General features: G+C 69.0%; 15 protein-coding genes and 1 tRNA gene. 6 read left to right on the top strand and 10 right to left on the bottom strand.

Annotation, left to right across the window (positions count from 1 at the left end; genetic code table 11):
- Positions 1-13 precede the first annotated feature (13 nt).
- The 5 genes from NFU04_RS08225 to NFU04_RS08205 all read right to left on the bottom strand — a co-directional run bounded on the left by NFU04_RS08225 (position 14) and on the right by NFU04_RS08205 (position 3,538).
- Entirely contained in the window at positions 14-454 is a 441-nt protein-coding gene (locus tag NFU04_RS08225) for a nuclear transport factor 2 family protein (RefSeq protein WP_251309010.1), read from the bottom strand.
- 22 nt (positions 455-476) lie between these two features.
- Positions 477-1,895 carry a deoxyribodipyrimidine photo-lyase gene (phrB, locus tag NFU04_RS08220; RefSeq protein ID WP_251309009.1) on the bottom strand — a complete coding sequence of 473 codons (1,419 nt, stop codon included), beginning with the start codon at positions 1,893-1,895 and terminating at the stop codon, positions 477-479.
- A gap of 178 nt (positions 1,896-2,073) precedes the next feature.
- Positions 2,074-2,979: a MerR family transcriptional regulator gene (locus NFU04_RS08215; protein WP_285835133.1), complete on the bottom strand. Its 906-nt coding sequence runs from the start codon at positions 2,977-2,979 to the stop codon at positions 2,074-2,076.
- Complete coding sequence (locus NFU04_RS08210) at positions 2,976-3,347, bottom strand: sirohydrochlorin chelatase (protein WP_146803411.1); 372 nt, start codon at positions 3,345-3,347, stop codon at positions 2,976-2,978. The genes NFU04_RS08215 and NFU04_RS08210 overlap by 4 nt, the downstream gene beginning before the upstream one ends.
- Positions 3,332-3,538, bottom strand: a complete 207-nt coding sequence (locus tag NFU04_RS08205; RefSeq protein WP_251309008.1) for an FAD-dependent oxidoreductase — start codon at positions 3,536-3,538, stop codon at positions 3,332-3,334. The genes NFU04_RS08210 and NFU04_RS08205 overlap by 16 nt, the downstream gene beginning before the upstream one ends.
- Positions 3,539-3,646: 108 nt before the next feature.
- Here NFU04_RS08205 and NFU04_RS08200 point away from each other — a divergent pair, with 108 nt between their 5' ends.
- Positions 3,647-4,549, top strand: a complete 903-nt coding sequence (locus NFU04_RS08200) for a TIGR01777 family oxidoreductase (RefSeq protein WP_251309007.1) — start codon at positions 3,647-3,649, stop codon at positions 4,547-4,549.
- A 72-nt stretch (positions 4,550-4,621) separates the two neighbouring features.
- Here NFU04_RS08200 and rapA read toward each other — a convergent pair whose 3' ends face one another.
- Positions 4,622-7,555, bottom strand: a complete 2,934-nt coding sequence (rapA, locus tag NFU04_RS08195; protein WP_251309006.1) for an RNA polymerase-associated protein RapA — start codon at positions 7,553-7,555, stop codon at positions 4,622-4,624.
- 228 nt (positions 7,556-7,783) lie between these two features.
- Positions 7,784-8,578, bottom strand: a complete 795-nt coding sequence (locus NFU04_RS08190; RefSeq protein WP_251309005.1) for a TlpA disulfide reductase family protein — start codon at positions 8,576-8,578, stop codon at positions 7,784-7,786.
- Between the two features lie 279 nt (positions 8,579-8,857).
- Between NFU04_RS08190 and NFU04_RS08185 the strand changes: the two genes are divergently transcribed.
- Entirely contained in the window at positions 8,858-9,085 is a 228-nt protein-coding gene (locus NFU04_RS08185) for a hypothetical protein (protein ID WP_146803416.1), read from the top strand.
- Positions 9,086-9,089: 4 nt separating this feature from the next.
- Positions 9,090-10,622 carry a phospholipase D family protein gene (locus NFU04_RS08180; protein WP_251309004.1) on the top strand — a complete coding sequence of 511 codons (1,533 nt, stop codon included), beginning with the start codon at positions 9,090-9,092 and terminating at the stop codon, positions 10,620-10,622.
- A 5-nt stretch (positions 10,623-10,627) separates the two neighbouring features.
- Here the strand turns inward: NFU04_RS08180 and NFU04_RS08175 are convergent, their stop codons facing one another.
- The 3 genes from NFU04_RS08175 to ispB all read right to left on the bottom strand — a co-directional run bounded on the left by NFU04_RS08175 (position 10,628) and on the right by ispB (position 12,354).
- Positions 10,628-11,047 (bottom strand): hypothetical protein, encoded by a 420-nt coding sequence (locus tag NFU04_RS08175; RefSeq protein ID WP_251309003.1) that lies wholly within the window; start codon positions 11,045-11,047, stop codon positions 10,628-10,630.
- 165 nt (positions 11,048-11,212) lie between these two features.
- Positions 11,213-11,289: transfer RNA gene (locus tag NFU04_RS08170), tRNA-Pro, on the bottom strand.
- 90 nt (positions 11,290-11,379) lie between these two features.
- Entirely contained in the window at positions 11,380-12,354 is a 975-nt protein-coding gene (ispB, locus tag NFU04_RS08165; RefSeq protein ID WP_251309002.1) for an octaprenyl diphosphate synthase, read from the bottom strand.
- 269 nt (positions 12,355-12,623) lie between these two features.
- Here ispB and rplU point away from each other — a divergent pair, with 269 nt between their 5' ends.
- The 3 genes from rplU (at position 12,624) to cgtA (ending at position 14,516) form a co-directional block, all read left to right on the top strand.
- Positions 12,624-12,935: a 50S ribosomal protein L21 gene (gene rplU, locus NFU04_RS08160; RefSeq protein WP_146803420.1), complete on the top strand. Its 312-nt coding sequence runs from the start codon at positions 12,624-12,626 to the stop codon at positions 12,933-12,935.
- A gap of 33 nt (positions 12,936-12,968) precedes the next feature.
- Positions 12,969-13,226, top strand: coding sequence for a 50S ribosomal protein L27 (gene rpmA, locus NFU04_RS08155; RefSeq protein ID WP_251309001.1), 258 nt, complete (start codon positions 12,969-12,971; stop codon positions 13,224-13,226).
- A 99-nt stretch (positions 13,227-13,325) separates the two neighbouring features.
- Positions 13,326-14,516, top strand: coding sequence for an Obg family GTPase CgtA (gene cgtA, locus NFU04_RS08150; RefSeq protein WP_251309000.1), 1,191 nt, complete (start codon positions 13,326-13,328; stop codon positions 14,514-14,516).

Here is a 14,516-nt window from a genome sequence, read left to right as displayed (position 1 = left end):
GCAGCGAGTGGATTCAGTCGGCGAGGCGGCGTTTCACCCAGCGCACGCCTGGCCCCAGCAGCGGGAGGTGCTCGTAGAGCATGGCGCCGGCATCGAAGTAGTCGCGATGCCGGCAGACCCGCGCCGGGTCGGCGGTGGCGAATGTCAGGTGGGAACACCCCTCGACCCGAATGGGTCGTCCACCGGCCAGGCGCGGATGCCTCAGGGTCATGAGCCAGGTCACGAAGGCGGTATCGCCCTGGCGCTGGCGCTCATGGAAGTCGAAGCGGCAGTCGATGACCCTGGCGTAGAGGCTGGCGAAATAGGCCTCCAGCGCCGCCCGGCCCTCGACCCGATGCACGGGGTCGGTGAAGACCACGTCATCAGTGTATACCCTGTAAAGGTTTTTTGTATAGCTTTTGTCTAGCTTGTTGAAGAAGGCGCAGAACGCCTCCAGGTCGGGATCAGGGCTCATCGGGCCTCCGGGCGCGGTGGGATCAGGACTTCAGGGCGGCGAAGGCATCCAGGGCACGCTGGCGGGCGGCCTTGTGATCGACGATGGGCGCCGGGTAGCCCTGGGCGCGGCGTACCGCCTCGGGAGGATCATGGCGCTGCTTGGGGTCGACCTTGGACAGTTCCGGTACAAGGTCGGCGATAAAGCGGCCGTCGGGATCGAAGCGCTTCGACTGGGTCGTGGGGTTGAAGATGCGGAAGTAGGGCGCCGCATCGGTGCCGGTGGAGGCGGCCCATTGCCAGCCGCCGTTGTTGGCACAGAAGTCGCCATCCACCAGGTGGCGCATAAAGAAGGCCTCGCCGCGACGCCAGTCGATCAGCAGGTGCTTGCTGAGGAACATGGCGCTGATCATGCGCAGCCGGTTGTGCATCCAGCCGCTGGTGACCAGCTGGCGCATGGCGGCATCGACGATGGGGTAGCCGGTGCGCCCTTCGCACCAGGCCCGGAAGGCCGCCTCGTCGTCCCGCCAGGCCAGCGCCTCGGTATGCGGCTGGAAGGCGCGGTGGCGGCAGACCGCCGGGAAGGTCGCGGCGATATGCCGATAGAACTCTCGCCACACCAGCTCGTTGACCCAGGCCGCGAGGCCCGCATCGCCTTCCGTCAGACGGCCGTCGTTCTCCGTCAGCACCGCCTGCAGGCACTGGCGATGGGAGAGCATGCCCAGGGCCAGGTAGGGGGAGAGCTCGCTGGTGCCGGCCACCGCGGGGAAGTCGCGCTGCGCCCTGTAGTGGCGCCCGCGATAGCGCAGGAAGCGGCTCAGCCGCTCCTCGGCGGCGCGGCTGCCGGCGGGCCAGCGGCGGCTTGCCACCGGCCGGTCATCCATGGCCGGGCATGGCGGCAGGGGCTCGCCGTCGATGGCCAGTGGCGCCTGCGCCTCGGGGGTGGGCGAGAGGGCCAGCCGCTCGGCGTCCAGGTGGCGGTGCCAGGCGCGGCCGAAGGGGGTAAAGACCTTGTAGGGCTTGCCCTGGCCGGTGAGCAGCTCACCGGGGGCGAAGGCCACACCGTCATGGTGGCCGGTCACCTCCACGCCCCGGGCCGCCAGGGCCCGGGTGACGGCACGGTCGCGGTCCGCCTCGTCCAGGGGGTAGTCGTGGTTGAAGTGCAGCCGCCTGGCGCCGAGGGACTCGACGATGGCGCCTAGCGCCTCGGGGGCGGCGGCGAAGTCGCCGATGTCCCGCTGCAGCAGGGGAATATTGAGGCCGGCCAGGTCATCGGCCAGGGCGGCGACGCCGCGGCGCAGGAAGTCGAGGCAATTGGCGCCGTGACCGTGGGCGCGCCATTGGTCGGGACAGTGCAGGAAGACGCCCACCACGGGCCCCTGGCGGGCCGCCGCGGCCAGGGCGCGGTGATCATGAATGCGCAGGTCGTTACGGAACCAGACCAGAACGGGAGTGGCAGGCATCGGGCCTCCTTGTCTTCAGGCATCGTACTCGTCTCGGGGGGATCGAGCCCCGGGACTGCACTGGGAGCAGCCTCGCGAAGACGCTGTTAATCCTTCCCTGGACGCTCGACTTTCTCGTCCATGATAAAGACGCTTCGCTCTGGCTTGCTCCCAGCGCTCCTTCAGAGGCATCGCTTGGTTAGAGTCGTTCGCCCAGCGCCTGGATGGCGGCCTGGGGCGTCTCGCCCAGCAGGGTGACCCGGGTGGCCTCCAGCTCGGCGGCACGAATGCGTGCCACCGGGCCGCACAGCCCCAGGGGCACCGCCAGCTGCTCCGCCAGGCGGGGCAACTGGCGGCGCACCAGGTCGGCACGCTCCGCCTGGCCGCTGCACAGCACCAGGGCTACCGCCTTGAGGCGCTCGGCGGCCAGGGGCCATTCGCCGATGGGCAGGGGGCCGTCCAGCAGGTGGACCCGATAACCGGCATCGCTGGCGGCCAGGGCGGCGAGCAGGTCCCACAGCGGGCCCTTGGCCTCCGGCAGATGGCTGATGATCAGCCAGGGGCCGCCATTGCCGCGGTTGGCATGGTAGAGGCGGGTGCCGACCCGGGTGCGCAGGAAGGACTCCAGGGTGCGACGCTGCAGGCAGGCGCCCAACTGCTCTTCCCAGCCCTCCTCCAGGCTCGCCACCACCGGGGTGAGCAGCTCCTCCAGGCAGGTGGCCATGGGGTAGAGGGCCAGGGCCTGCTGATAGAGCCTCTCCAGGCGCTCCAGGTCGAGGCTCTCCACGGCGGCGGCCATCTGCTGACGCTGCTCCGGCCAGTCACCGGCGCCGGGGGCCGGGGCCTCGACCCGCTCGGGCTGATCGAGCAGCTCGGTGACCTGGCTGACCGGCACGCCGCGATTGAGCCACTGCAGGATGCGTTCGATGCGCTCGATATCCTCGCGGGTATAGAGGCGATGCCCCTTGGGGGTGCGCTGGGGGCGAATCAGCCCGTAGCGGCGCTCCCAGGCGCGCAGGGTCACGGCATTGACGCCGGTCAGGCGTGAGACCTCACGAATCGGGTAGAGCGGGGTGTCGCTGGGGTGGTTGGCCTGTAGTGTCATGACGACCTCGCGCGCTCATGGATAATGGTGGTCAGGGCCTCGACGAAGGCGGGATGCTCGCCCACCGGCGCCAGTAGCGAGAGCCGCAACTCGGGGTGGCGTCGCTCCAGCGCCGCCACCTGGCCCGGGACGTCCTCGCGCAGGTGACGACCGGCGGCGAAGAACAGCGGCAGGATATCGATGCGGGTGATGCCGGCCTCGGCCAGCTCGGCCACGCTGGCCTCCAGGGAGGGCTCGCAGAGCTCCATATAGGCGAGACGCAGCGGGGTGGTCAGGCGCTGGCCGAGGGTATCGGCCAGGGCGGCGAAGGGGGCCTGCCAGCGGGGGTCGCGGGAGCCGTGGGCAAGCAGGATCAGGGCATGGGACATTGGGTGCCTCCAATCGGCGAAGCGGGGGTCAGCTCGGCCAGTGCCCGGCCCAGCAGGTGGCCGGAGCGCCAGGCATCCTCCACCCGGCCTCGAGCCTTGTCGAACAGGGGGATGTCGAGTCCCTGCTCCTGCAGGGTCCTGGCGCAGGCCAGGCCGGCGAGACCGGCTCCGATAATGGCGATGGAGGGCATGGCGCGTTTCCGGCGACAGTGATAGGGGTAGGCAGCGTGGCCATATCGGCTAGACTAACAAAACCGTACAATCATTGTATAACTTGTTTCGGTTCGGGGAGTCGTCGCATGCGTATTCTGGTCACCGGAGGCAGCGGTTTCGTGGGGCGCCCGCTCTGTCGGCGCCTGATCGAGGCGGGGCACGAGGTATGGGTGGTCTCGCGGGATCCCCAGGCGGCACGCCGGGTGTTGCCGGAGGAGGTGCGGGTAATCGCGGGGGTGGCCGAAGCCGAGGCGGCACGCCCCGAGGGGATGATCAACCTGGCCGGCGAGTCCATCGCCGGCAAGCGCTGGAGCGAGGCGCAGAAGGCGCGGCTGGTCGATTCCCGCCTGACCCTCACCCGGGAGCTGGTGGCGCTCTGCCAGCGGCTGGCGGAGCGCCAGGCCGCGCCCCGGGTGCTGGTCTCCGGTTCGGCGATGGGCTTCTATGGCGACCAGGGCGATGTCCGGGTCGACGAGCAGACGCCCCCCCATGACGAGTTCGCCCACCGGCTGTGTCGCCAGTGGGAGGCCGCGGCCCGGGAGGCGGAGCCCCTGGGGGTGCGGGTGGCGCTGCTGCGTACTGGCCTGGTGCTGGACCGCGACGGCGGCAGCCTGGCCAAGATGCTGCCGCCCTTCAAGATGGGCCTGGGCGGGCGCTTCGGCGACGGCCGGCAGTTCATGCCGTGGATCCATCGCCGCGACCTGGTGCGGGCCATCGAATTCCTGTTGACCCGGGAGGAGCTGAGCGGTCCCTTCAACGCCAGCGCCCCGACCCCGGTGCGCAACGCCACCTTTACCCGTCTCCTGGCGCGCCAGCTCAGGCGCCCGGCGATCTTCCCGGCCCCGGCGTTCGTGCTCAGGCTGGCGCTGGGGGAGATGGCCGATCTGCTGCTGACCGGCGCGGATATGCGTCCGGATCGCCTCGAGGCGGCCGGTTTCACCTTCGAGTACCCGACCCTGGATCGGGCCCTGGCGGAGATTCTCGGCTAGCGCCGGGTGCCGGTGCCCATAACCAAAAACGCCGCGCCCCGAGATGGGACGCGGCGTTCTGCCTTCAGGAGGCTAGCGGGTCTCGTTATCGATGGTGACGATCACCCGTACCGCATCCAGGCGCAGCCGGGCGCCCTCGATGGCGGCATCCAGGGCGCTGCGCTCGTCACGCAGGGCCTGGATCTCGTCCTCGCGGACCGCCGGGTTATGGCGGGCCAGGGCGCTGAGGCGAGCCAGCTCGCCGTCGAGGCTGTCGCGCATGCGCTGCTGGGCGGCCTCGACGATGGAGGGCAGCTCCCGCTCCGCCTCGGCCTCGCCCTTGTCGAGCAGCTCGCGCAGCTGCTCGTGGCGGCTCTTGATCAGGTCCCGGGCCACCGCCTTCTTGACCTTCTGCAGGTTCTTGGCCAGGCCGGTGAAGGAGACCTTGTCGCTGAGATTGGCGCCGGACTCGTCGAGCAGCACCCGTACCGCCGTGGCCGGCAGGAAGCGGTTGATATGCAGCTTCCTGGGGGCCGGGCAGTGGGTGCGGAAGACCAGTTCCGCCATCACCCGGCCGGCGGGAATCGCCGGATGCTTGAGCAGCGCCAGGGCGGTGTTGCCCATGGCGCCATCCAGGACGCGTCCCATCATCTCGCGCAGCAGCGGGTGCTCCCAGGAGAGGCGCTGGACATCGTCCCGGGCCAGGGCCACGCCCCGATCCAGGGTGGCGGAGAAGCCCTCCTCGCCCTTGACCAGCCCCGGCAGGCCGTCGAGCATCTGCGGCCCGGCGCGCAGGTGGAGGATCTTGCCGCCCAGTTCCTGGCTGTCGACGCCGAAGATATCCAGCGCCTGGTCCAGGTAGCGGGGCAGCGCCTTGTCCGCGTCCAGCTCGCCGATGGCCGCGGCGGTGGCCTCGGCCCGGCCCGGGCGGCAGGCGTTGAGTTCCAGCAGGCGGTTGCGCCCGGCGTCGCGCTCGGCCAGGCGGCTCTCGAACAGCGCCCGGGTCTCCTCGATTACCTCCTCCAGGCTCTCGTCGTCGAGCAGGGCGTCGGCCAGGGCGTCGCCGAAGGCGGCGAAGAGGTCGTTGCCGACGCCATGGGGGGCGCCGAAGGCGTCCATCCCCTCCCGATACCAGCGCAGCAGGCGCTCGCCGGGGCTGCCGGCGAACACCGGCACCTGGATCTCGATGGGGTGGCGCTGGCCGATGCGGTCGAGGCGGCCGATGCGCTGCTCCAGCTGATCCGGGTGCTGGGGCAGGTCGAACATCACCAGGTGATGGCAGAACTGGAAGTTGCGCCCCTCGGAGCCGATCTCCGAGCAGACCAGCGCCTGGCAGCCCTCCTCCGCGTCGGCGAAGGCCGCCGCGGCGCGGTCCCGCTCCACCAGGGAGAGATCCTCGTGGAACACCGGGGCATGCACCCCGCCCAGCACCCGCAGGCCCTCGGCCAGGCCCTGGGCGGTGGCCTTGTCGTGGGCGATCACCAGCACCTTGTCGTCGCCGTGCTCCACCAGGTATTCGAGCAGCCAGGTGACTCGCGGGTCGAACTGCCACCAGGGCTCGGCATTCAGGGGGTCGTCGGCCAGGGCCTGGTACATGGTGTCCAGGTAGAGCAGCACTTCGGGGTGATCGAGGCCGGTCTCGATCAGCAGCTCGTCCAGGTAGTCCTCGTCGCGATCCAGCTTGCGCAGCACTCGGCGATAGGCGCTGGGGGCCTCCAGGGGCGTGACCGTCAGGCGCCGCTCCGGGAAGCCGCCCACATGGCGGCGGCTGTTGCGGAACATCACCCGGCCGGTGCCGTGGCGGTCGAGGAGTTGCTCGCGCAGCTGGGCGCGGGCCCGGTCGCGCTGGTCGGCATCGCTCTCCGGGTGGGTCAGCAGCGTCAGCAGGGCCTGGCTATCGGCATCGTCCACCACGGCGCCGAGACGATCCCGGGCCTCGGCATCGAGGCTCTCCTGCTCCAGGGCGTCGATCGCCGCGGCCACCGCCACATAGCCCTGCTCCTCGGCCTGGAAGCGCTCCAGGCTCTGGTAACGCTCCGGGTCGAGCAGCCGCAGGCGGGCGAAGTGGCTGGCCACGCCCATCTGCTCCGGGGTGGCGGTGAGCAGCAGCACCCCGTCGATGGCGCCGGCCAGGCGCTCCACGCAGGCGTAGCCGGGGCCGCTCTGCTCCGGCGACCAGTCCAGGTGGTGGGCCTCGTCGACGATCAGCAGGTCCCAGTCGCAGGCCTCGGCCTGGGCCTGCCGGTGCGGGTTGGCGAACAGCCATTGCTGGCTGGCCAGCACCAGCTGGCCGCTGTCGAAGGGGTTGGCGTCGCCGTGGGCCAGGCTCTGGTGCTCGTCGAGCAGGGTCACCTCGAGGGCGAAGCGGCGCAGCAGCTCCACCAGCCACTGGTGGGTCAGGCTGTCCGGCACCAGGATCAGGGCGCGCTCGGCGCGGCCGCTGAGCAGCAGGCGATGCAGGATCAGGCCTGCCTCGATGGTCTTGCCCAGGCCCACCTCGTCGGCCAGCAGCACCCGTGGCGCATGGCGCCCGGCCACCTCCTCGGCGATATACAACTGGTGGGGGATCAGGTCGATCTTGGGGCCCGCCAGGCCCAGGGCCGGGTGCTGCTCGATGCGGGCATGGTGGTGCAGGGTGCGAAAGCGCAGGTCGAACCAGTCGTTGCGATCCACCTGGCCGGTCAGCAGGCGGTCCCGGGCCTGATTGAACTGCATGGTGTCGGCCAGGCGCACCTCGGGCAGCTCGCGCAGCTCGCCGTCGTCATCCTCGCCGATATAGACGATCAGGCCGTTCGCTTCCTTGCTGTCGTCGACGGTGAGGAACCAGCCCTCGGCGGCCTGGATGCGGTCGCCGCTACCGAAGGCCACGCGGGTCAGGGGCGCCTGGCGCACGCTGTAGGTTCGGGTTTCCTGGCTGGCGCTGAACAGCACGGTGACGGTGCGGAAATCACAGTTCAGGACGGTGCCCAGGCCCAGCTCGGCTTCGCCGTCGCTGATCCAGCGCTGACCGGGAGAAAATTCGCTCATGATGCCTCGGATGATCAACAGGGTGCTGCCAATGGCTCATCGCCGCCCGGGCTGTCGCGGAAGGGGCGGCGGCAGGGCGCGGTATGGTACCGGAAAGTGGCCCGAGGCTGTAGGCCGAATCGATGCTTGCCGGGTAGCGCAGCCGGCGCCCCATCTGGACCCGGCTCGCCCTATGGTGCGGGTTTCGGAAGGTCGCCCGAGGCCGTCGGCCGAATCGCCGGGCGTCGGTCAGGGGAGCCAGCGCTCCAGCTGGGCCCGGGTCAGCTCGCCGACATGCTGTTGAACGGTGCGCCCCTCGGCATCGAAGAGCAGGGTGGTGGGTAGTCCCGGCGACGCCGTTCGCACCATCAACTCCTGGTGGGGATCGAGCAGGGCATGACGGAAGTCGAGCCCCTGGTCGTCCAGGTAGCGCATCACCTGGAGCAGGTCCTCGCCCTGATTGGCCACTACCACGGTGACCCCCTCCCGTGCATCCGCCTCGGCCAGCAGTGGCATCTCCCGCAGGCAGGGCGGGCACCAGGTGGCCCAGAGGTTGAGCAGCACCGTCTCGCCGGTCAGGGAGCGCAGGTCGACGACCTCGCCGTCGAGGTTCTCCAGGGTCAAGGCGGGCAGTGTCTGCATCGCCAGGGGCTTGGCGCCGGGTTGCCAGGTCACCAGGGCCAGCCACATGGCCGAACTGCCCACGACCAGCAGCATGGCGCCGCCCATGCGCACCACCCGCTGGCGCAGCGTCCAGGCGCTCCAGATCAGCGCCGCCAGCAGGCCCCAGAGGCCGTGATAGCCGGGCTGCCACAGCTTGAGCAGGTCCAGGGGCGCCGCCGCATAGCTCTCCCAGTGCAATAAGCCATGCCCCAGGCGCGCACCCGCCAGCCAGCTCAGCAGCAGGCCATTGAACCAGCGGGCATGCAGGGCGCGAGGCAGGCCGAGCAGGAACCAACTGGCCACCAGCAGCACCAGGGTCGCGGCGATGGCGTAGAGGCGGGGCAGGGAGAGCAGGACGGTGCCGAGGGCGATGGCATCCATGACGGGGCTCCGGGGCGGGCTCGGCGGCCGGAGTCGGCCGCGCTACAATGGGCGTTTCAGCGCTAGCAGTCTGTCGGGTTTAGCCGATCGTCACGAGAATCACGGATTTCGAGTCAGGTTTATCGATCGATTGAGGCGAATAGCGAGCTATTTAACGAAATGGATCGAATGAAACTGGCCGAAAGCCCGGGATTCGTAGTAGATCAGTGTTAAGTCCGACAGACTGCTAGCCTACTGACCGCGAGAGGGGCTGTCACTCACCAGCGACGGGAGTTGTGCATGGCCAAGCCGGCCTTCGATACCCTGCGTGCCCTGGCCATCGCCAGCCAGGCCATCGGTTTTATCACCATCATTACCCTCGGCACCCTGATGGACGACGGTGCCCGCTACTGGCAGGGCGTGACCCTGGCGGTGATGGTGGCCTTCGCCCTGGGCATCGCGGTGGCGCGCCTCTATCGCCGCAACAAGTGGCGCAAGCGTCGCGACGCCGCCCACCGCGACGACTGACCCCATGCATCGCCTCGCACCGCTGCTGCTGGTGTTACTGCTGGCGGGGTGCATCCCGCCGGCGGCCACGCGTACCGCATCCATGGCGCTGCTGCCCCACGAGGTGGCGGCCACTCGCCTGGGGGCATGGAGCCTCGGCGAGGCGGCGGCTCGCCAGGGGCGCAGCGGCTATCGGCTGCTGTCCCGGGGCGATGAGGCCTTCGCCCTGCGCGTCGCCCTGATCGATCAGGCGCAGCGCAGCCTGGACGTGCAGAGCTATATCGCCGAGGACGGCATGACCACCCGGGTGCTGATGGGGCGCGCCCTGCGGGCGGCGCGGCGGGGCGTGCGGGTGCGCCTGCTGCTGGATGACCTGGCCAGCCTCGACGGCGAGGCCTATCTGGCGGCTTTGGATAGCCACCCCGGCGTGGAGGTGCGCCTCTTCAATCCCCTGCTGCGCGGGCGCGGCAGCCTGCTGACCCGCGGCCTGATGATGGGGCTCGACTTCGATCGTCAGCATCGGCGCATGCACAACAAGCTGTGGGTGGTGGACAACGCCGTGGCCATCGCCGGCGGGCGCAACCTCGGTGATGCGTACTTCGATGCCGACGCGCGGCGCAACTTCGCCGACCTGGACGTGCTGGCCGCGGGGCCCATCGCCGCCGACCTCTCGGAGGGCTTCGACAGCTACTGGCGGCACCCCCTCGCCCAGCCCCTGGCGCGCTTCGCCACGGCGCCGCCGGGAGCCTGGCGGCAGCTGCTCGAGGAACTGGAGGCCTGGCAGGCCACCCGGGGGGAGGACACCCCCTATTTCCAGGCCCCGGGGCGGCGCCATACGGAGGCGCCGACCCTGCTCGGGCCCCTGACCTGGGCCCATGGCGAGGCGCTCTGGGATGACCCCGACAAGGTGCGCCTGGCGGGGCGGCCCGCCCTCGACCAGACCCTGGCCGGCGCGCTCGCCGCGCGTCTCGATGCCCCGGACGAACGACTGCTGCTGATCTCCGCCTACTTCGTGCCGATGCGAGAGGGGGTGAGGCGCCTCGCCGAGCTGGCCGAGGCGGGGGTGGAAACCACGGTGATCACCAACTCCCTGGCGGCCACGGACATTCCCGCGGTGCATGGCGCCTACGCGCGTTATCGGCCGGCCCTGCTGGCGCGGGGCCTGCGCCTCTTCGAGTTGCGTCCCGATGGCGAGGATGCCAGCGGCGCGGGCCTGCCGGGTGCCTCCGACTCCAGCCTGCATATCAAGGCCATGGCCTTCGATACGGATCGCCTCTTCGTCGGCAGCTTCAATATCGACCCGCGTTCCCTATGGTGTAATACCGAGGTGGGGCTGTTGATCGACAGTCCCGAGCTCAATGCCCGGCTCTGGGCCCTGGCCGAGGAGGGCATGCATCCGGCGGTGAGCTATCGGGTGCGCCGGGATGCCGCCGGTCGACTCTCCTGGCATGCCAGGAGCGTCGACGACCCGCAGGTCTGGCGCCGCGAGCCCGCGGGGTTCTGGCGGCGCCTCGGCGCCTGGCTGGGGCGGCTGCCCGGGGTGGAGTCGCTGCTCTAGTCGCCTTAGCGATCGGCCGCTCCGGGAGCGCCCATGCCGGAGGCGCAGCGCCTCGGGTCGATGCTGATGACCCTGAGGCGATGCCCTTCCGGCAGGGGGCAGTAGAGGATGCGCCAGGCGCAGCCCGGCGCATAGCTGCCCTCGCTCTCGAAGAGACGTGCGCCATGCCGGGTCAGTTGGCCGCAGGCGGCGGGAAACTCGTCTTCGCTCACCTCCAGGGTCAGCTCGCGGGGGCTCGCCTCCGGGGTGTCTTCCAGCAGCATCAGCACCTGGGTGTGGCCGCGCTCGTCGCTGCCCAGTTCGAAGATGGCGCTGCGCGCGGTACGCAGGATCAGCGGCAAGCGCAGCACCTTGGTGCAGAATTGCTCCATGGGGCCGAGCTCTCTCAGGCGCAGCACCGCCTCTTCCAGGGACAGGCGTTGCATGAGGTTCCCCTCCGGTGGGTGGCGCTAACCTCAGTCTGGCCCAGCGGCGGGCATTCGGCCCTTGGATTCCGGCCATGGTGACGATTGGCGGGGCTTATCGGGAGGGGCGGGAGTTGGCGACATACGAAAACGCCCGCTCGAGTGAGCGGGCGTTTTCTGGAATTGTGGTCGGAGTAGCAGGATTCGAACCTACGACCTCTGCCTCCCGAAGGCAGCGCTCTACCAAGCTGAGCTATACTCCGACGCGTTGGGGCTGGCGCCTCAACGGAGACGCATTATACGCATTCGCCGCCGCGATGCAAGCATCGCGGCGCTTGCTCGTTTTCTTCGCCTCAGGTCTTGCGTTCTACCGCCAGGCGCGCCAGCAGCGCCATGCTCTCCCGGTAGGGGCTCGCCGGCAGGGCCTCGAGCTGGGCCAGGGCCAGCTCGACCATCTCCTCGGCCCGGGCGCGGGTGTAATCCAGGGCGCCGGTAGCCTCGACGATGCTCAGCACCTCGTCGAGGCGCTCCAGGCCGCCCTGGCGGATCGCCTGACGAATCACCTCGGCCTGCTCGGCGTTGCCCGCCACCATGGCCTGGATCAGCGGCAGGGTGGGCTTGCCCTCGGCCAGGTCGTCGCCGACGTTCTTGCCCATGGTCTCGGCATCGCCTTGGTAGTCGAGTAGGTCGTCGATCAACTGGAAGGCCAGGCCCAGGTAACGGCCATAGTGCTGCAGCGCCGCCTGCTGCTCCGGGGTGGCGTCGGCGATGATGGCGCCGGTGTGGGAGGCGGCCTCGAAGAGCATCGCCGTCTTGCCCTGGATGGTCTCGAAGTAGGCGGCCTCGTCCACGTCCGGGTTGCCTACGTTGGTGAGCTGCAGCACCTCGCCTTCGGCGATGACGCAGGTCGCGCCGGAGAGGATGCGCATCACCTCCATGGAGCCGATCTCCACCATCATCTGGAAGGAGCGGGAGTAGAGGAAGTCGCCCACCAGCACCGAGGGGGCATTGCCCCAGGCGTCGTTGGCGGTGGCCTTGCCGCGACGCATATGCGATTCGTCCACCACGTCGTCATGCAGCAGGGTGGAGGTGTGCATGAACTCGATCAGGGTGGCCAGGGTGATGTGCTGTTCGCCCTCGTAGCCCAAAGAGCGTGCCGCCAGCAGCACCAGCAGGGGGCGCAGGCGTTTGCCGCCGCTCTCGGTGATGTAGTTGCCGATGGCTTCTACCAGGGGCACGCGGGACGCCAGCTGGGCCTGGATGGTGCGATTGACGGCGGCGAAATCTTCTGCCACCGCCGCATGGATGGGCGATGCGGTTGGCTGCATGAGTGTTGGGCTTGTCGCGATAAGAGGGTGGGGCCGAGGGGGTGACGATGTGCGATGTGATCCGGCCTTGGGTGGGGCTAATGCTATGGAGGGGGCCGATGGGCGTCAAGCCAGGCATTGCGCGGCCTGCGGCTTGTGTCAAGGCTTGCCTGCCGTTATAATCCGCGACCCGACTCATCACGCTCCCTGTCAGATGGCTGCCGGAAGGGGCGCCACTCGACGCAGGCCGATGAAGAGCACACCCCGATGAGTGATTGGAGAGAAAGCCCATGTATGCAGTGATCAAGAGCGGTGGCAAGCAGTACCGCGTTCAGGAAGGCCAGACCCTGAAGCTCGAGAAGCTGGAAGTGGCCACCGGTGAAACCATCGATTTCGACCAGGTGCTGCTGGTTGCCGATGGCGACGACGTCAAGGTCGGCGCCCCGGTCGTCGACGGTGCCAAGGTCTCCGCCGAGGTCGTCTCTCACGGCCGTGGCGACAAGGTGACCATCATCAAGTTCCGTCGCCGCAAGCACCACATGAAGCGTCAGGGCCACCGTCAGTGGTTCACTGAAGTCAAGATCACCGGGATCTCCGCCTAAGCGGTCCAATCCCCCTAGAGCGAGGTATTTGCAATGGCTCATAAGAAGGCTGCCGGTTCCACGCGGAACGGCCGTGATTCAGAATCCAAACGCCTTGGTGTCAAGCTGTACGGCGGTCAGGTCGTCAAGCCGGGCAACATCATCGTCCGCCAGCGCGGCACCAAGTTCCACGCCGGCACCGGCGTGGGCATCGGCAAGGATCACACCCTGTTCGCCCTGGACGAAGGCGTGATCAAGTTCGAGACCAAGGGTCCGAAGAACCGCAAGTTCGTCAGCGTCGTCTCCGCCTGAGACCGCCCGAACCTGTGTTAGGAAGGCCCCGCCCAGGCGGGGCCTTCTTGTACTTATATGATGGCGGCGGGGCGGCAGCGGCCGCCAGGAGAGTGACAGATGCAGTTCGTCGACGAAGCCTCGATCATCGTCGAAGCCGGCAAGGGCGGTAACGGTTGCCTGAGCTTTCGGCGCGAGAAGTACGTGCCCAAGGGTGGCCCCGATGGCGGCGATGGCGGCCACGGCGGCAGCGTCTACCTGATCGGTGACGATGCCCTTAACACCCTGATCGACTTCAAGTACCAGCGCTTCTACAAGGCCCAGAACGGCCAGCCCGGTCAGGGGCGGCAGATGAGCGGCAAGGCCGGCGACGACCTGCATATCAAGGTGCCGGTGGGGACCACGGTGATCGACGAGGAGACCCTCGAGGTGATCGCCGATGTCACCGAGGCCGGCCAGGTGGTGCTGGTGGGCCAGGGCGGCCGCCGTGGACTGGGCAATATTCACTTCAAGTCCTCCACCAACCGGGCGCCGCGGCAGACCACCAAGGGCACCGAGGGCGAGCGTCGCAACCTGCGCCTGGAGATGAAGGTGATGGCCGACGTGGGCCTGCTGGGCCTGCCCAATGCCGGCAAGTCGACGCTGATTCGTGCCGTCTCCGCCGCCAAGCCCAAGGTCGCCAACTACCCCTTCACCACCCTGGTGCCCAACCTGGGGGTGGTGAAGATCGGTCCCCACGAGCACTTCGTGATGGCCGACGTGCCGGGGCTGATCGAGGGCGCCTCCGAGGGAGCCGGCCTGGGGCTGCGCTTCCTCAAGCACCTGACCCGTACCCGGCTGCTGCTGCATGTGGTGGACGTGGCGCCCTTCGACGAGTCCGATCCGGTGGCGGCCGCCGAGGCCATCGTCAACGAGCTGGAGCAGTTCTCCGCGGCGCTCTCCGAGCGGCCCCGCTGGCTGGTGCTCAACAAGTTCGACCTGCTCCCCGAGGAGCAGCGCGAGGCGGTGGCCGAGGAGATCCTCTCGCGCCTGGCGTGGGAGGGGCCGGTGTTCCGCATCTCGGCGATCTCCGGCGAGGGCACCGATGCCCTGGTCCAGGCGGTGCATCGCTGGCTCACCGAGCAGCGCCGCCTCGAGCACGAGGACGAGGCGGCCGCCGAGCACGAGCGGCAGATGCGTGAGCGCATGGAGGCGGAGTCGGTGGCACGCACCGAGGAGCGCCTGGGTCGCAAGCGCAAGCGCGCTACGGATGATGATGACGACGACTTCGACGATGACGATTATGATGTCGACGTCGAATACGTGCAGTAG

This window comes from Halomonas sp. NCCP-2165, assembly GCF_023708045.1.
Classification (GTDB): Bacteria; Pseudomonadota; Gammaproteobacteria; order Pseudomonadales; family Halomonadaceae; genus Bisbaumannia; species Bisbaumannia pacifica.
Note: the sequence above shows the minus strand (reverse complement) of the source record. Positions and strands in the feature narration are given on the sequence as shown.